Raw genomic sequence first — 23,438 nt, 5'->3', positions numbered from 1 at the left:
GCTGAAAATAGGCGCATGAGTTGCCGGTCTGCGTAACTGCGGACCGGCATTTATTTTGTCGCGTTCCGGAGTTCATAAATATCTCGCGCCGTGCGGCGTAAAGAATGCCTAGAATAAATCGTTGACATCTATCCTTTGCGCCGCTATTCCTATCCTTGCATTGCAAACAAGCAATCTTTTGGAAGCGTGTCTGGTCAGACGGGTGACCCGGCGTAGCATAGCTTAGGAGATGAGATAAAATGAATTCCAAAAAGAATGAAATTGACGACGAAACAGTGACCGTTCTCGCAAGTGGCACGATGTTCAAAGGAGACTTCGAGAGCGAGGGCGACGTGCGTGTCATCGGCGCATTCGAGGGCAACCTGCGTTGCTACCGCCTCATGATCGATGAGGATGGCGACGTTCAAGGCAAGGTCGACGCAGAAACCGTTTCGTCGTCGGGCCGACTGGTCGGCCAGGTCACCGCGAACAAGATTTTCGCTACCGCCACGTCGACCCTCGAAGGCAAGTTCATGGCCGTCGAATATGGCCTCGAGCCGGGCGCGAAAATCCGCAAAGCCGAGCTCGACAGTCCCGATGATGAAGTCATGGCATCGACCGGCGCGAACGCACGCCGCTATCCGCGCGTCGTCCAATCCCACCGAACAGCTGATCAGCGAGGGGCGAGCGACTCTGCTTCCCGTCCGAGCGCTTCGTCTTCTGAAGACCTCTCCCGCGTAACCGGCGACTGACCAAGTCACCTCTTACGTGAGTATCAGCAGAAAGGCGGGCCCAGGTGTCCGCCTTTCCTGTCTTCAAGCCTCCCAACCTATCCTTGGCTTTGTTGACATGAAAACCTTTTATGAATAGAGTTCATCCTGAACCAATAAGGCTAATCAATGTCCCAAGATGTAATGGATAGGCCGTCCGGATCCACGGATAACGTGGGGATCGGGCGTGTCATGGAGTCATCGTACCTGAATTACGCGATGTCAGTGATCGTCTCGCGCGCCCTGCCCGATGTGCGTGATGGCCTCAAACCGGTGCACCGCCGCATCCTTTATGCGATGATCAAAGGCGGATTCACAAAGGACCGGGCTTACAACAAGTCTGCGCGCGTCGTCGGCGATGTGATGGGCAAATACCACCCGCATGGTGACTCGGCGATCTACGACGCGATGGTCCGCATGGCGCAGGACTTCTCGATGCGCCTGCCGCTGGTCGACGGTCAGGGCAACTTCGGCTCGATCGACGGTGATCCGCCGGCCGCTATGCGCTACACTGAAGCTCGCATGACCCGCGGCGCCCACGAGATGACCCGTGACTATGACCGCTCGACGGTCGATTGGTCGCCGACGTACGACAACAAAGAACTCGAGCCAAAGGTTCTGCCGACCGTCATCCCAAACCTGCTGATCAACGGCGGCGCGGGCATCGCTGTCGGCATGGCGACGAAGCTGCCGACACACAACCCGGCTGAAGCAATCGATGCGTGCCTGCTGGTTCTGCGCAACTCTGCCGCAAACCTTGATGACGTCATGAAGATCATGCCGGGCCCGGACTTTCCGACCGGGGGCATCATTCGCGGCAAGGCCGGAATCCGTGATGCGTACGAAACTGGGCGCGGCTCGATTGTGCTGAGCGGTGTGTCGGATATCGAGGAAGGCAAGAGCGGGAAGTCCCGCATCGTTATCACCGAGCTTCCGTACTCGGTGAACAAAGCCCGTTTCCTCGAGAAGATCGGAGATCTGGCGAATGACAAGGACAGGATTCTCGATGGCATCACAGATGTGCGCGATGAATCCGACCGCGACAGCAACGTGCGGATCGTCATCGACATGCGTCGCGACACGGACCCGCACATCATCCTGAACAAGCTTCGCAAGCACACCCAGCTTGTGACGACGTTCGCGGTCAACGCGACGTGTCTCGATGAGTATGGACGTCCGAAGGTGATGCCGCTCATGGAGCAGATCAGGGCCTTCGTCGCGTTCCGCAAGGACGTCGTGCGCCGCCGTACCATCCATGATCTGACCAACGCGCGCGATGCCCTGATCAAACAGATCGGCCTCTACGCTGCAGTCTCGCTCGTCGACAAGGTTGTGGAACTGATCAAGTCGGCACCTGATGTCGATACCGCACGGGCTCGCCTGATGGCTCTGCCGTTCCCGGTTGAGGGCGATTTTCAGAGTCTTCTTGCTGACGCTGACCCGGACAACGAGTTCCACGCGCCCGGTGACGAATTCCACCTCAACGAGGAGCAGTCAAACGCCATCCTGGCATTGAGCCTGCGCAGCCTCACGGGGATGGAGCGAGACAAGATCGCCGAGAAATCTCGCGAGCTGTCCGCAGAAATCCGCGGCTACGTGCGTATTCTGAATGATCGACAGGTTCTGATTTCGGTTGTCGAGCAGGAACTGCTGGAAGCGCGTGAACGCTACGCGGACCCGCGCCGTACGCAGATCGAAGCGAACGAGCTCGACGTGCTCAATGACGAGGACCTCATCGAACGCCGGGAAGTGGTCCTGAGCTTCACGCATGGTGGCTACGTCAAGCGCACCGACCTTGATGCCTATCGCGAACAGAAGCGTGGCGGCCGTGGCCGAAGTGGCATGGACATGAAGGATGGCGACTTCATCACATCGGTGATGACATGCTCGTCGCATAGCCCGCTTGTCTTCTTCACCTCGCGCGGCATCGCTCACTCTCTGAAAGCATGGCAGCTCCCCGAGGGGGCCATCAACGCCCGCGGCCGGCCCATGATCAACTACATGCAGCTGCGCTCGACGGAAGGCGAGTATCTCTCGTCGGTCATTCCGATGCCGGAAAACCCTGACGAGATCGAAGACCTCAGCATGGTCTTCGTCACGGACTTCGGCAACATCCGCCGCAGCCGTGCAGCTGACTTCATGTCGATCAACAAGCGGGGGAAGATCTCGATGCCGCTTGATGATGAGAACGGCAATCCGAAGGGCAAGCTCGTGAACGTCCTGCTGTGCCGTGACGACGACACGATCATGATCGCGACCCGCAAGGGCATGTGCTCGCGAGTTCGTGTCGGCGATCTGCGGGTCATCGGCTCGCGCACATCGACCGGTGTCCGCGGCATGCAGCTCGCAAAGGACGACCAGGTGATCAGCGCCTGTCTTCTGCACGGCAACGATGTCACCGACGATGAGCGCCACGCGTTCAACAATGGCGGGACCGTCGTACTTGGCTCGGAAGGCAACGAGCGGACCGTCACAGTGTCCGAAGCCCGCATGGCCGAAATCGAGGCGCAGGAGCAGATCCTTCTGACGGTGTCGGAGAACGGCTTTGCAAAGCGGTCCAGCGCATATGAGTACCGGACCACGAACCGGGGTGCGAAGGGGCTTGCAGCTGCTCAGATCAACAAGAAGACTGGCCCTCTCCTCGCTTGTTTCCCGGTCACGTCAGAAGACGGACTGGTCATGATGACGAAGGATGGCCAGACCATCCGAATTCCGATCGAGGGCATCCGAAAAGCAAGTCGGACAACGCAAGGGGTGAAGCTCGTCAAACTCGAAGACGGGAAGACGATCACGACGGTCGCAAAGGTCCCCGCCCCGGACGACGAGGACATCGAAATCGAAGAATAACTTAAAGGCCGGGAAACTCCCGGCCTTTATTCTTTTTATTGACTTCCCGACAATGTTGTCATAAGAATAGATTGACTAATGGAGAATACAATGAAGGACCTTCTGAGCATTATCGGCGACGGCGAGAAACTTGCTGTGCGGAACACGCAAACAGAGACTGAGATTTCCAAACTGGTGCTCGATATCGAGGCCAAGGAAAAGGAACTCGAAGATCTGCGCAAGGCGAACGAGGACGCGCAGGAGCGGCTCGATCAGGGTACCGAAGACTTTGCGGACTTCATCACGGACCTTCCGGAAGAGCTCGATGCCGACAAGGTTCGCGCGATGATCGACAGCCGCGTTTCGCAGCTGGCCGAGATGGGCATGCTCGAGATCGTCGAAGTGAAGCCCAAGCGGCGTACGCGCAAGAAGAAAGCCGATGCCAGCGAGACCAAGCCGGCAGAAGAGGCTGCAGAGGCCCCCAAGACAGGTGACGAAACCGGCGAGACCGCTGCCGTAGAAACCTCGCAGGAAGAGCCTGCCGCACCGGAGCCGGACGCTTTGGCGACTGCGACCGATCCCAAGCCTGAGAGTGAAGCTGTCCCGGAAAGCCAGGAGGCTGAAGTTTCCGCCGAAGAGACGGCAGAGGAGACCAGCGAGGTTCAGGCGCCCTCGGAGGAGGAGCCCGAAAGCGCATCGACCGAGCAGGGCACTGCAGAGGTTTCGAATGAACCCGAAGCCGAGAGGGCACCCGAGGCAGAGGTGGAAGTTGGCGCCGGGCAAGACGGCGAGTCCGATGACGATGACGATGACGAAGAGGACGATTTCCTCGACGCTGCTGAACTCGACAGCGAACAGGACCTCTCCGACGCGGATGCTGATGCACAGACCAGCGATGAGACCGACACCGGGTCCGCCGACGAATACGAGGAACTCGTCGAGGAAATGGCTGGTGAGATCGCCAGCGAGTCCGAGGGCGCATCGGAATTCTCGGAAGACGATATCTCTCAGATGGCAGCAGAGGACGGCGCGTCCGAAGAAGATGGCGATCAGGCTGACGACGATGAATCCGCCACGTCTGAAAAGACGGATGATGTCGAAGTCGACGTTCCTGACTTTCTTCGATAAACGGTGACCTAACGTCGGGTCGGTGGTGTTTGCATTCTCTGAAATGCTCGTATATGAGCCAGCGCATTACCGACCCGACGAAGTAAACAAGAAGGAAGGAAGAAATGGATACCGCATTTCTGATGGATCTGGATCGCGATCAGCTTGAGTCGCTCAAGAAAGATATCGCGAAGCAGATGGAAAAGGTCGAAGATGCCCGGAAGCTCGAATTCGCGGCCAAAGTGCGTGAGCTTGAGGCAGAATATGGTCTGTCCGTTGCAGACCTGAAAGCTGGAGGCAAGGGCAGCAAAGGCCTTCCGAAGTATGCCAACCCGGACGACGCGTCTCAGACCTGGACCGGCCGCGGCCGTAAGCCCAATTGGGTCATCGAGGCCCTCGACAACGGCAAAGCGCTCGAAGACCTCTCGATCTAAGAGGATGCTGGAAGGCGCTTATTCTGACGCGCAGCGTTCGCCGCCTGCGTCTGACCGTCTTCCAGCACCGCTTTCGCATCCGGCACGATAGACGACATCCCCGCGTCGATCTTTGCGATCCTCTACGTGCCCCGGAAGACTGCGCAACTCGCTGATCATTTCCTTGCGCTCACGAGCACGTTGCTCATGCTTTCGCAGGGCCTCCTGGCGCTTTTCCAAAGCTGCCTTTCTTTTCTCGCGCGCTTCGGATGCCTTCTCTTTTCGCATCGCCCGCTGTTCAGCGGCGTGAGCCCTTTTTTCGTCGAGATGCCCAAGACGCTCCCGTATGCGATCCATCATCTTTTCGTGACCTGGCAACTTCCGATCCGGAATCCCGTCTACGATCATCCGGTGATCTTTTTCCTGGGTGGCCGGAACTTCATCCGTAGAGGCCCCAGAAGCAATTGAGGCGCAAGGAAGGCATAGGGCAACGGTTGCCGCCAATGCGGCCTGCGTAAACTTTTTCATCTGTTTTTACATCTCCAATGACACTCTCGCATATATGCCGAGAGAGTCATTTTTGCGAGTTTTCATGCTTCAAGCCTACCTTCAGCCCAAGCCCGTATTTTTTTCCGCTGCCATGGCCCTGCTTGCCTGTGGGGCCCACGCCTCGCCAAACCTCGGTCTACCGATGGGAACCGCACTCACCGATCTCGACGTCGATATGGAGGTCAGTCGCGCAATGGGCATCGGAACCATTGAACAGCCGCAGGTCGCTCTTAGGCGTGTTCCCAACGGCGACGACGAGTGGTCTCGTTTCGAGGTCCTGGCTGCGCCGGAGGCTGGCGTGTGCGGCGTTGGTGCATATACGGCGCCGAGAGAAACGCTCGACGTCGACCCTGAAAAGCTTCTTGTGAAGTCTCTCACCGACGTTCTCATCGAGACGATGGCGGGGATCGGTGAGTTTGCCTATGTTTCTGGCGAAGGTCTGTCGACCGCAATCAATCTCGAGGCGATGGTATCTCGCCTCGAGACGCAAGGTCGTCTGGAGTTTGTATCGGCTGCAGAGGGCATTGAAGGTGGCGCCTGGGCACAGGTGGTTCTCAAGATGGGAGATGGCGTAATCTCCGAAGAATACACCATTCTCTACGACAACTACGAGCAGTGCCTCGCCGAGATCAAGCGGCCGTAGCCTGGCCTGTCGATTGCTCTTTGAGCAGTTTCCGCACAGCGCGTACTTCGCGCAGGATGGTGCGCTCAGCGAGTGTGAAGTACGCCGTGATGTCGGTGGTCTTCGTGTTCGCCCAGGTCTCCATCTCGAAATAGAGGGCGTCGTTGTCAGCCTCTGTCAACCGGAAGGGGTTACGAATGAGATCGTAGCCTTCGGCAAGGTAGGCGGTCACAAAGGCCCGGATGTCATCGTTCCACGCATCGAGCGTATTCTTCCGCTGCTCAAGGAAGATGTCGGTGTTGAGGGAGCCTGCGTTCACCGAGCTGATATCCATCTTTGCGATCGCGCTCGCTACAAGCCCATCGCGAACTCGGCCTTTCGCCTCGATGACGGCCTCACGGCCAAGCGCGGCCGATTGCGACGTGTCGACCAGGTTTGCTTCAATCCACTGGTGCAGGAGTTCCAGCGAGTGAAGGAAGCCAGTGAAAATGAACCGCGCCTGCTTCATTTGGGCCCGGTCGGTGGGCACGTCCACTGACGGAAGTTGGAAGCCGAACTCGACCAGTCTTTCGGTCAGATCAGTGACGTCTAGCCCGAAAGGCATGATTTCAGAGAACAGCTCGAAGCGGCCGGCAATATCGTTGAAGAAGGCCTGCATGGGCGAGTCATCCGTGCCCGTGCGCGGCTCTCGGCTCATGGACAGCATGAGGGTGTTGACGCCCGTTCCAGACTTCGATTGCGTGATCAGCGTCTCAAGCTGGATCCTCACATGCGGCGGCATGGACACCTGGTCGGTCTTCCACCGGTAGAGCTGGTCTTTGCTGTGTTTGATGATCGTGGCCAGCTCACGCTGGGTGCAATTCATTGCAGTTTTTGCCTGCTCAATGACTTCTGCGTTGGACGCCCGCTTGGGGAGTGGCATAAATGGACCTCAAGAATAGAATGAAGATCAGATACCGCCCCAAGCCCCTTCTGTCAACTATCTATCCTTTCTGTCCATTCAGCGAACAGAGCTGATCCGCTTTCGGAGGTCCTTTCCCCGCCAGTGAGGAACCCTGTACCTGATCTCGCCGCTACGCGTCGTGAAGGGGTGCCCTTTGACAGGATGCGCGATGGGGCTTCTCCGCTTTCCGTCTGTGGACTGAGGCATATCATCTCGGCCATGTGTCAGAGCGCCTCCATTGTAGATGTACTCGACGAGCTTGGGGTCGATGTCGAGCGACACCACACCGAGCTTATCGGAGCCCCCGGCTTGATCCCGTACTCGCGGCCTGGACTGCTTCTTGCGGCGGGTGTCGCGGCTTCTCGAGGGCTTCGGACCGCTTGCGACGTCGATCCCCTCGAGTTCCATCACAGCAGCCATTGCGATGCCGTAGATCACCTCGCCGTCGAGATCCCCTCTGAGCGTCGCCAAGACTTCATTTGGATCGCTATCGGACAGGGAAAGCATATCCCTGATCTGCTCTTTGGCATCGTCCGGAAGCGAGAAGGCGCAGATTTGGTTGAGGCGATAGAGCGCGAACGCTCGTTCCTCGACAGACTTCTCTCCAACAATTTCAGAGATTTCTTTCTGGCTTTGGAGCATCTCCCAGCACTCGCTGCCGACCTTTTCACAGTGCAAGAGGAAGTCCTCTTTGGTCATGTCGGTTGCTCGAGACATGTCGATGTCGATCTCGAAGAACGACCAGTTCATGGTGAAGAGCCGTTTCAGCGGCTTCAGGAACCTCTTGTGGCAGCCCAGGCTCTGCATCATTCCGCTGTTCATCAGGTCTCTGACGCTGCTCTGCGGGTGGCTCCAGACGGTCTGCAGGGTGGCCTTGCCACCGCCCTTGCATTCGAGCGCAATCCCCACTCGCACGGGCTCTCCGTACTCGACCGGCATCTGCTTCTCCGGCATCCGCGGGAGCTGCGCAAAGAGTTGGCGCCGGTCTTTCCAATTGGCCTCAAGGTAAATTTTCTTGGGCTTCTCGAGCACCTTGCCGGCGATTGCCTCGAGGCCCGCCTGCCGGTCTGCGCGCAGGTCAGACGCCGCGATCAGCGCCGAGCGCTCGAAGGTATAGAGATCGAAATCCTCGAGAAGCGCCCGCGACCTTTTCAGGATGAACTTCAGGCCACCTGAGTGTGGGATTTTCTCGAGAACTTTCTGAAATTCAGGATCGTCAACTTGTTTAACAAGTCCATAGAGAGCGTCTGCAAGGAACATGGCACCTCCGGCATTTATCCTGCGATGCTACGCTGGGCACCGGCATACGAGAATCTATTAGAATAGTTGACGAAATGAGATGTACGTCATAGAATTCATCCATGTCCAGACGCCTCCTTGAAATTTTCCACCGCCACAATCGAATATATCCCAGCAGCACCCGGTTCGAAGGGAGCTGTGCGGCAGAATTCATGATGGATCAGCTCCTTCATACCCCAAACGCCAATTGGGTGCACGGAGAGCCCAGCTGGCGCCGTCGGGCGGTCCCGGGGCAGCCTCCGCAAGCAGTCTATCCAACTCATGACGGCGTGAAGATTCAGGTTGCGGATGGCGAGTTCATGGAGCCTGAAGAACTGTGCCCTCGAAGCTATTGCATCGATGCGATCGAATGGCTCCGGATTTTCGGCGAACAGAACTTTGACCAGAGCTGGGTCGCTGGCTTTCTTCTGATGCCCGGATCCCCGGTGATGAAGACGCCGTTCTCAGCAGCACCCGAGTATCATATGCTCAATTGCGCCATCCTCATTGCAGGGCTCAATCACCAGGAGTACCGCATGACATCGATCGACACGCTGAGCCCGGTTCCTACCGGGAACCCGGTCAGGTTTGACCCAGAGGCGCTGTTTATAGCGATGACTGCGGTCGGCCTTGCTCGCTGCTCACAGGACGATGTGGACGAGGAGGAACTCGATACGAGAATGGAAGCGATGGTGAGCGGGGTCAACGCTGCCCTGCGCTAGCCATAGCTGACGCCCGCGGTGATGCGCGAGGTCGGAACTTCACCTCGATCGTATCGCCGCGAGCTTGTATGAGCCGTGCTCCAGTGTTCCGTCATAGAGCCCGTTGAATGCCTCCTCGTTCCGGTCCGCGTAGGCCGAGACAAAAGCGCCAATCGCCCCCCTCAGGTCGAAGAAGATGTAGTACTCCTTTGTTTTCGGCCGTGCTGCCTGCCCGCTGTAGATGGAAGGGCCCCCGCCCTGCAGGTAAGCCAGATGCCGATAGCCTTCGGGCGGAAGGTAAAAGGAATCGAGCTTGGCTTCGGGGCTTTGCCCGATCACGCCCTGGTCATCGGGGTTTGTCACCGTCAGGCTTGGTCCTGCTAGGGTTTCCCAGGATGTGGCATTCAGCCCGAATACGCCGTTCCCAGGGGGACTGAGAAGGATACGACCAGCCCAGTTACTGCTGATCCCCTTGATTGTGCCCTCAGGACCCTCAACTGTGGCGCCAGAAAGAAGTAGTCCCGTCAGGGCCCCAAAAGAATGCCCCATGAACATCGGGTTTGTGGCATCGATCTCCACGCCCATGGTCTCCGACATCGCCTTGGCTGCCTCGAGAACATCCATGCAATCATGCATCCGTCTTTCCCACACATGCATGTCGGTCATCTTTTCAGGAAATTTCCATTCCGAAGACCCGCTGACTTCTCGAAGGTCATCAAGCAGGCCATCATCGTGGAGCGGCGCGATCACGCAATACCCATGGGTTGTCAGAAACTCGAGCAGCGGCGCATAGACATCCGGCGTCGCCAGCGCACCGTGGCTGAAGACAACGAGCTTCGCCGAGCTCACATCCGGAGAAACATAAACCAGAACGGTTCTGGCACCCCCGAGGCGGTTGATCCTATAGGCGACACGTGCAGCCGAATATCGACCATTCCTGGCCATTCTCGCATAGAGATCATTGCGTAGCGCCAATTCAGTGTTCGGCATAATGACCACCCGTTCGCGGGCTTCAGCGTTTCGCGTGCTCATGAGCCCGAAACACATCGCAGATGTTATGAAATCACGGCGCTTCAAAGGTGCATCTCCATTTTCAGAGTCTATATAGACCCGCGTGATTTCTGGTGCGTATAAGGATTGACTATCAATATATTGTTATATATATTGAAGTTGCCACAACATCTAGTGAGGTTCTCTCATGAATATTGGTAAGATGAAGATTGCAGACCTGCGTTCGGTCATGAGCCTTGATCTCGGGTTCCCTGAGAACGGTCGCGCTGACTATCGGTGGGATATTTCTACAGCAGGTGACGATGAGAAACGTTTGCTGCAAGCCGAGGTCGTCGAGGAAGAGTTCGACTTCCTGTGCAAGATCACCCTGGATGAATACATCAAGGGAACTCGCGTGGGCCGCACCCTCGACTTCGAAGTGCGCTACACGCCGGGCGTCGAGCAGATGCAGGTGTTTTGCGACAGCGAGGACAACAGCCCAGACGATCTTCTTACGATGATCGAGGCTGCCCTCTTCGTGCCGGAAGCGGTCACGGCGAACTGAAGATCAGGCCTCTTCGGGGCTGAACGGCGCTTGCTCACCCGCTTCGAAGAGACGGTCGATTTCATCCTGCCCGACCGACACCTCAGGATGCGCTGGGCCATCCAGAAGGCCGTCAGCACGCTGCTGCTCACGGCTTCTGGCGTGTTGAGGCGATCTAGGGCTCGTTTGGCCCCCGAGCTGGGTCTCGATCTTTGAGAGTTGGCCATCGATGCTTTCGATCACCTCGACGACTTTCTGAACCCTCTGCCCATTGATGTCCTGGAAGCTGCAGGCCACGGTAACGTCGGTACACAGACGCAAGATCGCCTTCAGTTGGGGGGCCTCGATGCCGTCTGCGCGCATTCTCCCCACGAGCGCTTCGATCTCGTCGATGCCATTCATGATGGTTGTCGTCGCACGTTCGGTGTCGAATGTGATTGCCTCGAGCTCGTCTCCCACGCCGTTGAACGACTGACCACTGCGCTCCATGGCCATGTTCGTCAGCGACTCCAACTGGGCGCGGGTGTCGTTGATCTGGGCAAAGATGTTTCGGACGACCTGCGCGAGATCGAGCGGATCCTCCGCGGATTTCTGGCTCGCCAGCTTGTCTCGCTCTGTTGCGGCAAAGGCCTCGAAGCTGCGCAGTAGGTCGGCGCGCACCTTGGCCTCAAAGGTCTCAAGAAAGCCCCTGCCCTCCTGTGTGGCCAGGAGACGCTCTTCAAACTTGTCGAAGGTGGTCTCGTCAGTCATTGAACGCCTCCTGTGCAGCTCAGTCGAGTGGTCCGAGAATGCCTTCGATCTTCTCCTTGATCGTGTCGGGCGCGAAGGGCTTCACCAGGTAGTTGTTTGCGCCAGCGCTTCTGGCAGCAAGGACGTTCGCCGGCTTGGACTCTGCGGTGACCATGATGAAAGGTAGCTCTTTGGTCGCCGGGTTGGCTCTGATGTGCTCGAGCAGCTCAAGTCCGGTCATCTTGTCCATGTTCCAGTCACTGATCACCAGGTCATACGAATGCTCTTCGACCATCGCGAGCGCCTCTTCGCCATTGCTCGCCTGGTCGATCTTCTCGAAGCCGATCTCAATCAGGACCTTTTTGATGATCCGGACCATGGTCTGATAGTCGTCCACGACCAAAAGTCTCTTTTCTGCTGCCACACCCATCGGCTCTCCTGCCTCTCTGTCAGTTCTGCACAGGACCTATGTTCGAGGTGTTAAGGAAACGTCATTCCAAAATGAGAACAGGCGCCAGAAGGCGCCTGTTTCAAGTCGACGGCATTGCAGTTCACATGCCGGCCAACTGGTTCGCCGTCTTCCAGGCGTAGGACAGCGTGGCCTTTGGATCTCCGCCGAAGACTTCGAAGGGTTGGTAGCTTACAATCGCGGACCAAAGGGGAGGCGAGAACCACTCTCCGTAACCCGGGTGACCCGGTATGTTCGCGCTGTCTTCAGACCACGACATCCTACCGGGGTTCCTGGAGCTGTAGAGCTTGGGATACGACGGCAAGGTGTAGGACAGGAACTCATCAGTCACGGTGACGCTACCGGACCCGCCAAAGTAGTGTTCCTTCTCACGGCATTCCTCTAGGGTCTGCACGATATAGCTCACAGAAGATCGACCGGACATCTCCGCCTCTTCGTAGGAGCCGATTGGCCTTGCCGGGGAGTTCAATGGGGAATTGCTCGCGGCGACGGTCGCAGTATTGCGACACCGCTCTCTGATCCGCGTCGCCACCTGGCTCTTCCAATGTTCTGCGAGAATGCGCTGGGCAGTCCCGAGCGCTTGCATCCCGACCTCTGATCGCATGCCCGCGGTGATGTACCTTGCGGCCGTGTCGCCGCCTTCGGCAAGGAAGCCCGGGTCCCCCTCGGCAAGCTGCAGGAACAGGGCACTGAAGGCGATGTCACGGTTGAGGGTGCGCACATAGTCCGGATCAGTCCAGCGAGAGCCGGCGCAGTCGGTAATCTGCATGAGCAAAGTGAAAGCACGCGTGTCCTGCCCAGAGGGCGTGTAGGCCGCTCGGGTGTTCTCGTAAATGAAATCCGAGTTCGGCATCCTGTGATCGAGGTATGAAAGCGAACCGTGGCTCTCGGGGTTGGATGGCGGGAGAGACAGGAAGCAGATGCTTCCGCTCCGACCGTTGGGCAAGGTGAAGTCCATCACCTCGCTGGTCCCGGCCCCGGGCTGAACATGCTGGAAGTATCCAAGCGGGAAATCGCATTGGGAGATTCCCAGGGCGCCGCACGCCTGCTCGCGTTTCCATTCCTTCAGCTCGAGGCCACTGAGGTGCGTGTCGTTGACGATGATGGTGGTATCGAGCGTCTGCTCGAAGACCGGGAGCAACGCCATGATAGCCGCTGCCAGCGAAGTGAATGCCATAATCAAATTCCTCCAATGCTATCGGGATATATGCGCCGAACTCTGAAAATGTTCTGGCTCACGCATTCCGCACCCCGTTTTGGGCTTCCTCAACGTCGGAGAACGAAGGCTGCATATTGCTCGGGATGGCCCCCCGGCCGAGCTCGATCGCAATCTCGGGCGGCAGCTTCTGAGCCGTGGCGATGATCACGTCACGAATGACATTCAGAAACGCGGCATCTTCCTCCTCGATCTGTGTCAGGCGGGCGGCGATCGGCGCCACAAAGCAGTAGGCGATGAACACCCCCAGGAAGGTACCCACCAGGGCCCCGCCGATCAGCCCGCCCAGGATCGCCGGCGGCTTGTCGATCGAGGACATGGTCTTGATCACGCCCAGAACGGCCGCAACGATCCCGATAGCTGGCAGACCGTCTGCCATGACCTGGATCGAGTTGGCTGGCGCCAGCGCTTCGTGATGGTGCTTCTTGAGCTGCTTTGCGATGTGCTCTTCGACAAGCATCGGGTCGGTGAGGCCGAGCGTAATGGACCGGAAAGTATCCGTGATCAGGTCCATCGCATGGTGGTCTTTCAGGATCTTCGGATACTTCTTGAAAATGTCGGAGCTACCAGGGTCTTCGATGTGCGGATCGATCCCTTGCGGCCCCTTGGCCTTGTAAAGGCGCGTGAGCTCAAACATCATGAGCAGGAGGTCATTGTAGTCCTGCGCCTTCCATTTCGCCCCCTTGGCAACCTTGAGGGTGCCCGCCCCACTTTGTTTTATGAGGCTGATGCTGTTGGCGATGATGAAGGAGCCCAGCGCGGCCCCGCCGATCATCATCCCTTCATAGGGAAGTGCGTGAGTGATGATGTCGAACTTGCCGCCGGAGAGCGTAAAGCCCCCGAAGACGAGCCCGAGGACCATGATGATGCCGATAATGAGAGTCATGAAGCTGCCGCCTGTTCAGGTTGTCAGCTGCGAAATGCGTCAGGCGACTTCACGAGGCGTTAATGTGACGATGTCTTGTTCCAACAGAACGGCCCCCTCCCGACGCTATCACATCGCCAGCCCCGCCGCTGACTCCGGCTCCATCACCCGTTCCCTAGACATGGTCACGATGCGCGTGCGGGCCTCTTTGAATACGGGCTCGAAATCCACCAGGTATGGCAGGTTCTCGAACGCCCAGTTCTGACTTGCACCTCTTGGTTCCAGCGTGCCCTCCAGGAACTCCAGCCTCTTGTAGAGCTCTTCTTGTTCGATCAACCCGGCCTCTGCGGCCAAATGGAAGATGTCCAAATAGGCGCGCAGCCCATCGTCGGTCACCCGATAGCGGTTCGTGTCGGTGTTCTCGAGATGACCGGCACCGATCAGGGCATGGACCACCGGATTGGGAACGCGCATCTCCATACCGAGATCGCCGGTTGCGTGTCGCTGGAGGCTGAGCACGAAATCGTCCATGACGTTCACGTAGGAATTCAGAACATTGTGTCCGGGGTAGGCCATCTCTACAGCGTAGAGAGCCGTGACGGCTTCAGTGAGGTCCCATTCGGCCACGATATCCATCCCCGATCCGGTGGGAGCCTCGATCTGACGCGGGTCTCTGACTTCGACCCCATCCACGCGCGCAGACACTTCGAGAAAACTGCCCTGGACGCCCGAAACGCCAAGGCCGCGCACGATCAGCTCAAGCGTTGCCGGCCGAGATTTCCGGGCAAAGGTATGATGGCGAACGGCATGCCCCGCGGCGAAGGCAGTCCCTGCCCCTTTCCGCTGAACGGGTGACAACAATCCTTCCACGACTTGAGAAAGGTTACGTGCAAATGCTCCGCGACTGCGCATGAAAAGCTCCTGTCTTATGGACTGGAGGTGGCGAGCGCGACGAAAGTTTCTGAAAAGAAATCCCCCGGTCTGCTTCAGGCAGCCGGGGGATCCGATTAGCGGGCGTTTTTGCGGCTCAGGCCGCTTTGGTCGACACTGTCAGCTCACCGGTTTCAGAGTCTACCGCGAGATTGGCGACCCCGCCCTGCGCCAGTGTTCCGAAGAGAACCTCCTCAGACAGCGGCGTGCTGACCTTCTTGAAGACAAGCCGCTTCATTGGTCGGGCGCCCATCTGCGCGTCGTAGCCATTCCGGCCGAGCCAGGCGATTGCTTCTTCGGAAGCGATCAGTTCGACATCCTGGGCCTTGAGACGTTCACCCACTTCTTTGACAAGCGATCGGGCCACCATGGCGATGACGTCCTGCGCAAGAGGTTTGAACACTGGCATGGCGTCAAGACGGTTGCGGAACTCCGGGCGGAACATCTGGATGACGTCTGCATTGTCCTCTGCCGCCGCAGGTGCCTTGCTGACGAAACCAAGGCCGGGCTTGGCCATCGCACTGGCGCCGGCGTTCGACGTCATGATCAGGATCGTGTTCCGGAAATCCACTTCCCGGCCCTGTCCGTCGGTGAGCGTTCCGTGGTCCATGACCTGCAGAAGCACGTCGAAGATTTCAGGATGTGCCTTCTCGATCTCGTCGAGGAGCACGATGCTATAGGGCTTCTTGTTCACTTTCTCGGTGAGTTGGCCCCCGCCCTCATACCCGACATAGCCAGGAGGTGCACCGATCAGACGTGCGACGGCATGTTTTTCCATGTACTCGGACATGTCGAACCGCAGCAGCTCGAGATCGAGTTCTTCTGCCAGCGCCTTGGTCAGTTCGGTTTTGCCGACGCCTGTTGAGCCCAGGAACAGAAAGCTGCCGATGGGCTTGTTGGGGTCCCCAAGGCCGGACCGTGCGACCTTGATGGCGTTGCTGACGATCTCGATTGCATGGTCCTGCCCGAACACTCGCCCTGAGAGTTTGGACTTCAGCGTTTTCAGATTCTGTACGTCCGCGGCCGACCCTGCATTGACGGGCACACCCGCGATCAGCGCGACCGACTCCTCGATCGCGGCCTTGTCGACCACCGTGGTGTCACCATCTCGGTCTGTGGCGGAGCTGTAGATCGACGCGGTCTCGTCCAGCACATCGATTGCCTTGTCGGGGAGCTTGCGGTCCCGGATGTAGCGGATCGACAGGTCAACGGCATGGGCGACGACGTCATCGGTGAACTCGACGTTGTGGTGGTCGCCCAGTTGGTTTGCCGCGCGGGTCACCATTTCGATGGCCTCGTCACGGGTGGGCTCTTCAATCACCACTTTCTGGAAGCGCCGCGCGAGGCCGGCGTCCTTCTCAAAGACGGAGCGGTATTCCTTCTGGGTCGTGGCACCCATGCAGGAGACTTCGCCGCGGGCGAGGGCAGGTTTGAGGATGTCTCCCGCACCGAGTGTGTCACCCCCGCTGTTTCCGGCATCTAGGATCGTGTGGATCTCGTCGATGAAGAGGATGACCTTCGTATCTCCCGAGGCTTCTTCGACAAGCCCCTTGAAGCGCTCTTCGAAGTCGCCTCTGAATTTGCACCCTGCCATGATAGCCGCCATGTCGACGCGAAGGAGTTGGGCCCCTTTCAACGGCGCGGGAACACGGCCCTTTGCGATCTCGAGCGCGAGGCCCTCTGCCATCTTGGTCTTGCCAACTCCGGCTTCACCGACGAACACCGGGCACGACTTCTCCTTGCGGCACAGGATGCGGATCGCCCGTTGAATTTCATCGTCGCGCGCAATCGCAGGCTGGATCAGCCCATCTTTTGCCGCTGCCGTGAGGTTGTCGGTGAAGCGGTCGAGCATGCCGGACCCCGTCCGGCCGGAAGACGGTGAGCTCGCGGTTTTGTGCTTCGAGCCCCGTACAGTAGCAGGCGCAGGCTGCCGCGCGTCCATTTCCCTCTGATCGCCTTTCCTGACCCCATGGTGGGCCCAGTTCGTGACGTCATAGCGTGTCACGCCGAACTGATCGGTCAGGAGCTTGCTCGACCAGAGCGAGGTCTCCGCGAGGATGGATGTCAGAACGTGGAAGCGATAGAGCCTTTGAGCCTCCGGGCCTTTGGCGCCCTGGGATGTCTTGATGACGATGGCTGCACGTTGGATGATGCGCTCGGCCGCCTCGTCCGGTGCAGGATCGTCATCCGAAAAGCCGGGCTCGATCGCCGTCGAGACGTAGTCGACCACCATGCTCTTGATTGTCGGCACCGCCGCGTCACAAGCTTCGATCGCAGCAACGACCTGCTTGTCGTCCAGGATCGAGAGCAGAATGTGTTCCGGTGTCATTTTCGGGTGATGGTGCTCGCGCGCGATGTTGAGGGCATCATCAAGGATGGCAGTCAGCTCGTTGGTTTTGTCGCTCATTCGTCCTCTTGAGAGCCAAGGGTGGCTCAAATCTGTTCATAAAAACAGTACCCGACGGCAGGAGTGCTGTCAACAATTGTAGCTATCCTTTATGGAGTTGACACCTATCCATGTTCAGCGTAGTCAGGTTTCAAGAAACATGAATAGATAGATGACCTCCAACATCGAAAAATTTATCCAGAGCGCAGCTCCCTATGGCCTTTGGCAGGCGCTATTGGGATGTCTGCCTGGGGACAGCGACATCCTCCTTGGCGAGGACTCCAATGCGGCCAAGATGCTTGAGAGCGTTCTGGATGACGTGGAGCGCAATGGCCTCAACCCACAATCGATCGGGTATCCGTCCACCGAAGTGGTGTCATCCTACCCGGGCCTGACCGCACTGCTGCGCAAGAAGCTGCTCTCCGGCGTTGTCCTGGCAGCCACTGCAACGCGGAGCGCACGCACCGCCAAAACCGCTGAACGAGATCTGGACGATATGGGCATGGCTGCAGGAATTCTGTGCATCGTCGGCAATTTCGACGAAATGGAAGGGGTGCTTCCTCAGGTCTATCCCGAGGTTCCCAACAAGGTCACGCGTCGCATGCGTTCGCTGCCTTCCCCGCCGGCCGTTCGCATTCTTGGCGGCTCCGCAGTGATCGATATGAAACGCCGTGCGGCAAGCCAGTTCGGGACGTTCCTGGCGGACATGATTGAAACCGCGGTGGCGGATGTACTTTCCGGTGCCCACACCCAGACGCCCCTGTACCGACTGCCGAACACCGAGATCGCGCACTTGCCCGAGGAACTGGCAACGCTCGAGGAGGATGACGTCGACCGCATCAATGCAATCGCTGCCTACTGTGGAAACCGCATCGACGCCGATGGCATCAGTCTCAACCGGGCCTTCGCTGCTGCCCCCTATCGCAAGACGCTGGCCCAGAACCTGTCCCAGCGAATTTTCAGAAACCTCGAAGCTGCGCTGACATCGTACGGTGCACGTGTCGAGGGCGACAATATCACCCTCGCGATGCCGACCGGGAGCGACTTTGGGCCCCTGCTCTACCGCCTCTTTGGCGATCCGGCCTTCCACCTCGAGGGCCTGCTGTGCCAGGAGCTTTTTCAGAGTGTGTCCATCGCCCTGCCCGAACTTCCGGCCCGCGCGCCCGAGACGTTCCTTCTGCCCCCGAGCCAGGCGCTAATGGCGGAATTCTTCATGTCCTTCGGGGGTGCAGACGCATGCATTTGCCTGTGGGACACGGAGTCTGAAATTCCCGAGCGGTATCTGGAGGAATGCGGAGAAGTCCATTCCGTGGTGCCAGCCAACCCGGCCTCCGTCCACAAGGCGCTGCGGGAGATTTCGACGCTCTTCCCGGCTGATGCGTTCGGAACGATTGATTGAGAATGCCCACCATGAACACCAACCAGCAATATTTCCTCTTCCTGCTCGAGCCCGACGAACTGCGCGGGATGTCCTCTGAATGGCCTGCAAATGTCTCCGCCGTCGTTGCGGTGGACTCACGCGACAGCGACAGCGACGTTGCCCTGACGATCCATGTGGCACGCATGGAAGAATTCCCGGCGCGCTACGATGAAATCGCCGAGGATGATGGCGTCGATCCGTCGGAGGTCACGATCGTTCCCCAGACGGATGGCTATGCGACCACGAACCTGCGCTTCAATCAGGAGCAGGCGATCGTACGGAAGGTCGAGCATGAGATCTCGGCAGGCGACCTGGTGGAAGACGCCCAGAGCTACAACGTGAACTATCAATATGCCCTCGATGAGGGGCTCGACCCGCGCGCGACGATGCGCGGAGACCTCCCTGCTGAGGAGGAAGAAGACTTCAACGATTCAGGAAACGACACGGAGCATGACGACCCCCTTGAGACCGATACCGGCGAGCCCAGCGCAGATCAAATCCGAGGCGACGGCCCCATCGACAGTGATTTCGATGCAGGCATTCAAGACCCGGAAGCAGGCGATGATCGTAAATCCGACAGTGACGACTTCGCAGAGCCCGAAGCTGAGGGCGCCTGGCGATCCGAGTGGGATGACGAGGATGACGACCAGACCGCTGGCGACAGCAGCCCTGATGATGAGGCTGGGACCGACCTCGAGCCGGAAGGCAGTGCTGGTAGCGAGCCTGAAGGCAAGCAAGATCCGCAGTCAGAGGTCAGCAAAGAGCCGGTAACCCATATGGGTCTGGCACCGGACGCTGTGGGCCGCACCGCTGCTGTGTTCCATCCGTTGATCATCGCGGACATGCTCGTTGTCGATCTCAAGCGGAATGGTGGCGAGCGCCATGTCTGTGAAAGCCCAGTCCTCACCGAAGCGGGCGGGCTGGAAATTCAGGATCTTTGCCACGACGCCGCGGAAATCGTCGTTCCCAAAGGCACCGTCGACTCTGAAATCTTCCGCCGGTTCGAACTTTGTGAGCACGCCACGCTCATCATTGAGGGAAACCGGGCGCGGATCACTCCACTGGCACCGGTGGAAAAACCCGTCGCTCTGACCCCGGCAATCATCGCACCTGAGACGGCAGAGCCCAAAGCTTCCGTATCTGCACGCATCGGCCGTGTCGCCCTGGTATCGGTGATGCAGATCGCTGTGGCGGCCCTGGTTGCAGGTTTCGTCGCCAGTTACTTTGGAGCCTCGCCGCGTCCCCAGCCGGCTGAAGCAGTAGGTGTTCCCGAGGATGCACTCGGCGAGACCTATCTGGACGACCTGCGCACCAAAATCCTGAAGGATGCGAGCACTCAGGCCGGAGAGTGACAGTCCGGCGGAAAAGCAAACATGTGACAAGACCTCAGACTAGATCGCAGTGAGATAGAGGTTTTGTCACATTCGCCGGGATAGCCCATGTGCCAAGTCCGGCTGCCGAAAGGCGCCAAGTCGCCAACTCACCCTAGGCGTTGCATCTGCCCACCGCCTCTTGAGAGCTCCAGCGGCGCCTGCAAGCGATCACGAATACCCCGGATGACATCCTGAAAATCAGGGATGTCATCGCGCAGGTTCGTGTTGGCGTTGAACGTTTGCCAGACACTAGCGTTGGCCTGAGCATACTCGTCTGAGAGCGCCGGCAGTTCCTCTGGAAGGTCTCTTTCTTGCTTGGCGAACGTTCTCTTAAATGCCTCTGCCAGGACCTCATCAGAAAACTCGAACTTGTTCAGCAGGACATGGAGATCGTAGTAGTCCCGGGTCCTGGTGTTGAATTCACCAAATGATGCGAGCGCATGCAGCTTTTCAGCGACCGTGGTCTCAGGGGGATACATGTGGATCAGCGGCTGCGGAAGGGGTGCCTTCTTGTCTGCACGGAAAAGGCACGGATACTCACCGTGGACCACGGAAGGTGTCACCGGGTTGCCGAAGCTGACATCGATCCGAACTGGAATCCGTGACGTGTGGAGCTTGGCGGAGAGAACGATCTTCCCTCCATCCGAACCGCCTTCACGCTGATATCTTTCGTCGACCGTCTCTCTCTGAAATTCGATCCCGTCATCATATCCCAGCTCGTCCGCGGTCATGTCGCACAGCCCTAGGACCATCTCCCGGAACTGGCCCAGGTCTCCATCTACCAAGCCATTGAGATCGATGTCGGCTGTCGGTCGGAACATCTCCCCGTCGTTCCACGCCGGAAGCAACATGCCGCCCTTCAGGCAGTAGTCATCCGCCCAGCGCGAGGCCGCCAATCTTCCCAGAAGACGCTCGTTCGCATAGCGGATCAGCATGAAGTCCATCGTCACGCGCTGGGCTCTGGCCTGCTGCTTCAGCTTTTCCTTTATCGATGCCGCGACGTTTCTCATGCGAACTGGAGCCCCCCATCATGGCCGTGGGGCAGGCGAATGCACCTGTTTGCAGATTGGCTTGCGCGAGGCTGGTCCGGCACGTTGCCAATCATGTCCACCAGCTCGACATCTTTGAAAATCTTGTCGCGGATCTGGAAGGATCGTGCGTAGGAGCCCAACCGCTCCCGGCTGAAGCCAGGTTTTTCCATAGCGGCCTTGAGCACCTTACGAGGCAGCGTCGGGTCGGGCAGCCGTGATGAATATCGGTAGATGTCGATGACCGTTCGCTCGAGATTAGTGATCGGGATCTCCGTTCCCTGGAAAACCCGCGTTTCGACCCCTAGGGTGAGTGCCTTCTCGTTCCGCCAGGACACAGCTTTGAGTGGGGGGTATTCGATGCGGGGAGCCCGCCTCCCATGTTGGAGGCCAATCCAGACTTCGTGGGGCACGTCCAGTGACAGGTCATGGTATGCGACCGCACTCATCATGCAGATGACCCCTCCCGACGTCTTTGGGGTAATCTCGGCAAACTGCTCGAGGTACATGTTACCCTCATCCGCATCGATGTCGGTTTCAGAGTCCTGAAGGCTGGGACGCAGCTCAGCACTGAGCTGATATGTTCCCCACCCGATGCGCTGAAGGTCTCCTCTCCTGGTTAAAGCGGCGAGCGAGTTCGCGCTAACCCCCAACTTCACGAGTTCTTTCCATCGGACCACGCGTCCGTCCAGCAGATGAGCTGTTACAACCTCGGCATCTGACTCCAACATCAGATTGGTCTTGGACTTGAGTTTGGCGAGATCAGGCTTGAGCATTGGCACTATTCTTTCACGTCTCCTCACGATCTGTTCGGCGAGTAGAAAAGGTCAATATTCTATATACATACCGCGGACGTGAGTCTGAAGGTTCATATTTTTTACAGCCAAAATCGAAAATGGCTGTAAAAAATATGAGATCTTTATGCCTGAGGCGCTTACTGGAGGGTGTTTCCCCGGTAGTTGCCCCACGACACGAGTAATCCGAGCTTAAACTCACCGCGGTAGGGTTGCCCAAAGAATAGAAGGCAACTTTCGATGAAATGTGCGATCATCACCCCAGTGGGCCCCGGGCATGCTGAGCTCTATGAACAGGACTGTCTGAAATCTATCGAGACTGCGATCGGCTTCTCGACCGGGCCTTTCGACGAGATCATTCCGTTGATGATGGACGATACCCAGGGGCGCCACGGTCGGTCGGCGCGCCGCAATGAGGCCCTGCAGGAAGCTCTGGCCGCAGGGATCGAGTGGGTCTTCTTCCTCGATGCTGACGATCTCCTGGCCGCCAACGCGTTCGAGGTCTTCGGGCAGATCATCTCCGCGGAGCCTGAGCTGGACGCTGTCTGGGGCCTCATCACCAACCAGGATGAGCACGGTGAACTGGTGCTGCGCGAAGGTCAGGTGGCCGAGTTGAACACCCGCGAAGAGTTCCTCGGGGTGAAACCGTACTTCTCGATTCAGATCGGCGGCTTCATGCGAACTGAGGTTGTTGCCCGCTATGGCTTCGACACCGAGATGGATACCGGAGAAGACTTCAAGCTTTACTACCAGCTCTGGAAACACCATCGCTGCGCCAAGCGCCCGACGATCTTCTTCATCAACCGCGTTGGCATCCATAGCAGCGGCCCGCGCTCAGCTGACGGTCGCGCGTGGGTCGGCGCTGTTCACAAGCAGTGGGCTGACCAGTTGAAAGAAGTCGCAGGCGTCGCTCGGCTTCCGGGGCGAGAAGAAGCTTCCTCTGCGCCGACGGTGAAAATCGACGACCCTCTCGATCACATTCAGAATGTTCACTCAGAGGGAGAGTTCTTCGCACGTGCGGCTCTGGACCACGCTCTCAGCCAATTGGTCGACGGTGATCGCTCGTTTGCCGTGATCGATGCCGGGATGGCCCGCGGCAACTCACCCCTGTTTCTCGCGGAGCACTCCTATGCCGACCCGATCACGTTCATTGAGCCTGACCGGGATGTTGCGCAGGTCGCCATCAGCGCGCTGAATGAAAGCCACCTTCTCGATTGCTGCGACATCTCGCAAATCGGGAATAGCTACCTCGATGCCGCAAGGTCGCTCCACCATTATCCGGTCGATCTCATCCACATCGATCAGCCCGGCAACGAAGTGCATCTGCTCGAGGCGCTGGGTCCGAGCATCCAGAAGAACACACCTCTGATCTGGGTCGAGATGACCAAGGAACCCGTGATGGCGGTCATCCAGCATCTGCGCAAGGCCCACGGCTACCGCCCATCCGGAAACTTCCCCAACGGCCCGACCACCAGCTACTTTTTCTCTGCAGACTGAAGGAAATCC

22 protein-coding genes are annotated in these 23,438 nt (G+C 58.3%); 10 read left to right on the top strand and 12 right to left on the bottom strand.

Features of this window, described 5'->3' with window-relative positions:
• Window positions 1–239 precede the first annotated feature (239 nt).
• The 4 genes from G0D83_RS25145 to G0D83_RS25130 all read left to right on the top strand — a co-directional run bounded on the left by G0D83_RS25145 (window position 240) and on the right by G0D83_RS25130 (window position 5,116).
• Window positions 240–731 carry a polymer-forming cytoskeletal protein gene (locus tag G0D83_RS25145; RefSeq protein ID WP_164197315.1) on the top strand — a complete coding sequence of 164 codons (492 nt, stop codon included), beginning with the start codon at window positions 240–242 and terminating at the stop codon, window positions 729–731.
• 147 nt (window positions 732–878) lie between these two features.
• The gene (gene gyrA / locus G0D83_RS25140) at window positions 879–3,596 is read left to right on the top strand and encodes a DNA gyrase subunit A (RefSeq protein ID WP_370457315.1); all 2,718 of its coding nucleotides are present in this window, start codon (window positions 879–881) and stop codon (window positions 3,594–3,596) included.
• Window positions 3,597–3,686: 90 nt separating this feature from the next.
• The gene (locus tag G0D83_RS25135; RefSeq protein WP_164197313.1) at window positions 3,687–4,703 is read left to right on the top strand and encodes a hypothetical protein; all 1,017 of its coding nucleotides are present in this window, start codon (window positions 3,687–3,689) and stop codon (window positions 4,701–4,703) included.
• 104 nt (window positions 4,704–4,807) lie between these two features.
• Complete coding sequence (locus G0D83_RS25130) at window positions 4,808–5,116, top strand: H-NS family nucleoid-associated regulatory protein (protein WP_164197312.1); 309 nt, start codon at window positions 4,808–4,810, stop codon at window positions 5,114–5,116.
• Window positions 5,117–5,134: 18 nt separating this feature from the next.
• Here G0D83_RS25130 and G0D83_RS25125 read toward each other — a convergent pair whose 3' ends face one another.
• Complete coding sequence (locus G0D83_RS25125; protein ID WP_164197311.1) at window positions 5,135–5,623, bottom strand: DUF1682 domain-containing protein; 489 nt, start codon at window positions 5,621–5,623, stop codon at window positions 5,135–5,137.
• A 64-nt stretch (window positions 5,624–5,687) separates the two neighbouring features.
• Between G0D83_RS25125 and G0D83_RS25120 the strand changes: the two genes are divergently transcribed.
• Window positions 5,688–6,287: a hypothetical protein gene (locus tag G0D83_RS25120; protein ID WP_164197310.1), complete on the top strand. Its 600-nt coding sequence runs from the start codon at window positions 5,688–5,690 to the stop codon at window positions 6,285–6,287.
• Here G0D83_RS25120 and G0D83_RS25115 read toward each other — a convergent pair.
• The gene (locus tag G0D83_RS25115; RefSeq protein WP_164197309.1) at window positions 6,274–7,188 is read right to left on the bottom strand and encodes a hypothetical protein; all 915 of its coding nucleotides are present in this window, start codon (window positions 7,186–7,188) and stop codon (window positions 6,274–6,276) included. The two genes, G0D83_RS25120 and G0D83_RS25115, sit on opposite strands and share 14 nt — an antisense overlap.
• A gap of 78 nt (window positions 7,189–7,266) precedes the next feature.
• Entirely contained in the window at window positions 7,267–8,469 is a 1,203-nt protein-coding gene (locus G0D83_RS25110) for a hypothetical protein (protein ID WP_164197308.1), read from the bottom strand.
• A gap of 191 nt (window positions 8,470–8,660) precedes the next feature.
• Between G0D83_RS25110 and G0D83_RS25105 the strand changes: the two genes are divergently transcribed.
• A complete protein-coding gene (locus tag G0D83_RS25105; RefSeq protein WP_164197307.1) occupies window positions 8,661–9,209 on the top strand; it encodes a hypothetical protein in 549 nt (182 codons plus the stop codon).
• Between the two features lie 39 nt (window positions 9,210–9,248).
• On the opposite strand, the gene G0D83_RS25100 is transcribed toward G0D83_RS25105, so the two are convergent.
• On the bottom strand, window positions 9,249–10,265 hold the full coding sequence (locus G0D83_RS25100; RefSeq protein WP_164197306.1) for a hypothetical protein: 1,017 nt from the start codon (window positions 10,263–10,265) through the stop codon (window positions 9,249–9,251).
• 121 nt (window positions 10,266–10,386) lie between these two features.
• On the opposite strand from G0D83_RS25100, the gene G0D83_RS25095 reads away from it, so the two are divergent.
• On the top strand, window positions 10,387–10,743 hold the full coding sequence (locus G0D83_RS25095) for a hypothetical protein (protein ID WP_164197305.1): 357 nt from the start codon (window positions 10,387–10,389) through the stop codon (window positions 10,741–10,743).
• Between the two features lie 3 nt (window positions 10,744–10,746).
• Here the strand turns inward: G0D83_RS25095 and G0D83_RS25090 are convergent, their stop codons facing one another.
• From G0D83_RS25090 to G0D83_RS25065, 6 genes are all read right to left on the bottom strand, one after another.
• Window positions 10,747–11,472 (bottom strand): protein phosphatase CheZ, encoded by a 726-nt coding sequence (locus G0D83_RS25090; RefSeq protein ID WP_164197304.1) that lies wholly within the window; start codon window positions 11,470–11,472, stop codon window positions 10,747–10,749.
• A 19-nt stretch (window positions 11,473–11,491) separates the two neighbouring features.
• Window positions 11,492–11,848, bottom strand: coding sequence for a response regulator (locus tag G0D83_RS25085; protein ID WP_370457314.1), 357 nt, complete (start codon window positions 11,846–11,848; stop codon window positions 11,492–11,494).
• Between the two features lie 154 nt (window positions 11,849–12,002).
• A complete protein-coding gene (locus G0D83_RS25080) occupies window positions 12,003–13,097 on the bottom strand; it encodes a hypothetical protein (protein ID WP_164197302.1) in 1,095 nt (364 codons plus the stop codon).
• 58 nt (window positions 13,098–13,155) lie between these two features.
• On the bottom strand, window positions 13,156–14,022 hold the full coding sequence (gene motA, locus G0D83_RS25075) for a flagellar motor stator protein MotA (RefSeq protein WP_164197301.1): 867 nt from the start codon (window positions 14,020–14,022) through the stop codon (window positions 13,156–13,158).
• A 108-nt stretch (window positions 14,023–14,130) separates the two neighbouring features.
• On the bottom strand, window positions 14,131–14,913 hold the full coding sequence (locus G0D83_RS25070; protein WP_164197300.1) for a hypothetical protein: 783 nt from the start codon (window positions 14,911–14,913) through the stop codon (window positions 14,131–14,133).
• Window positions 14,914–15,028: 115 nt separating this feature from the next.
• The gene (locus G0D83_RS25065; protein ID WP_164197299.1) at window positions 15,029–17,338 is read right to left on the bottom strand and encodes an AAA family ATPase; all 2,310 of its coding nucleotides are present in this window, start codon (window positions 17,336–17,338) and stop codon (window positions 15,029–15,031) included.
• A 151-nt stretch (window positions 17,339–17,489) separates the two neighbouring features.
• Between G0D83_RS25065 and G0D83_RS25060 the strand changes: the two genes are divergently transcribed.
• Together G0D83_RS25060 and G0D83_RS25055 are read left to right on the top strand one after the other, a co-directional pair.
• Complete coding sequence (locus tag G0D83_RS25060) at window positions 17,490–18,716, top strand: hypothetical protein (RefSeq protein WP_164197298.1); 1,227 nt, start codon at window positions 17,490–17,492, stop codon at window positions 18,714–18,716.
• A gap of 11 nt (window positions 18,717–18,727) precedes the next feature.
• Window positions 18,728–20,089, top strand: a complete 1,362-nt coding sequence (locus G0D83_RS25055; RefSeq protein WP_164197297.1) for a hypothetical protein — start codon at window positions 18,728–18,730, stop codon at window positions 20,087–20,089.
• 128 nt (window positions 20,090–20,217) lie between these two features.
• Here G0D83_RS25055 and G0D83_RS25050 read toward each other — a convergent pair whose 3' ends face one another.
• Window positions 20,218–21,120, bottom strand: coding sequence for a nucleotidyl transferase AbiEii/AbiGii toxin family protein (locus G0D83_RS25050; protein ID WP_164197296.1), 903 nt, complete (start codon window positions 21,118–21,120; stop codon window positions 20,218–20,220).
• Window positions 21,117–21,914 carry a type IV toxin-antitoxin system AbiEi family antitoxin domain-containing protein gene (locus tag G0D83_RS25045; protein ID WP_164197295.1) on the bottom strand — a complete coding sequence of 266 codons (798 nt, stop codon included), beginning with the start codon at window positions 21,912–21,914 and terminating at the stop codon, window positions 21,117–21,119. The genes G0D83_RS25050 and G0D83_RS25045 overlap by 4 nt, the downstream gene beginning before the upstream one ends.
• Window positions 21,915–22,172: 258 nt before the next feature.
• On the opposite strand from G0D83_RS25045, the gene G0D83_RS25040 reads away from it, so the two are divergent.
• Window positions 22,173–23,429, top strand: coding sequence for a hypothetical protein (locus G0D83_RS25040; protein WP_164197294.1), 1,257 nt, complete (start codon window positions 22,173–22,175; stop codon window positions 23,427–23,429).
• Window positions 23,430–23,438: the final 9 nt, after the last annotated feature.

Source organism: Salipiger sp. PrR003 (genome assembly GCF_010500785.1).
Lineage (GTDB): Bacteria > Pseudomonadota > Alphaproteobacteria > Rhodobacterales > Rhodobacteraceae > Salipiger > Salipiger pacificus_A.
This window is presented reverse-complemented; position numbering and strand designations above follow the sequence as displayed.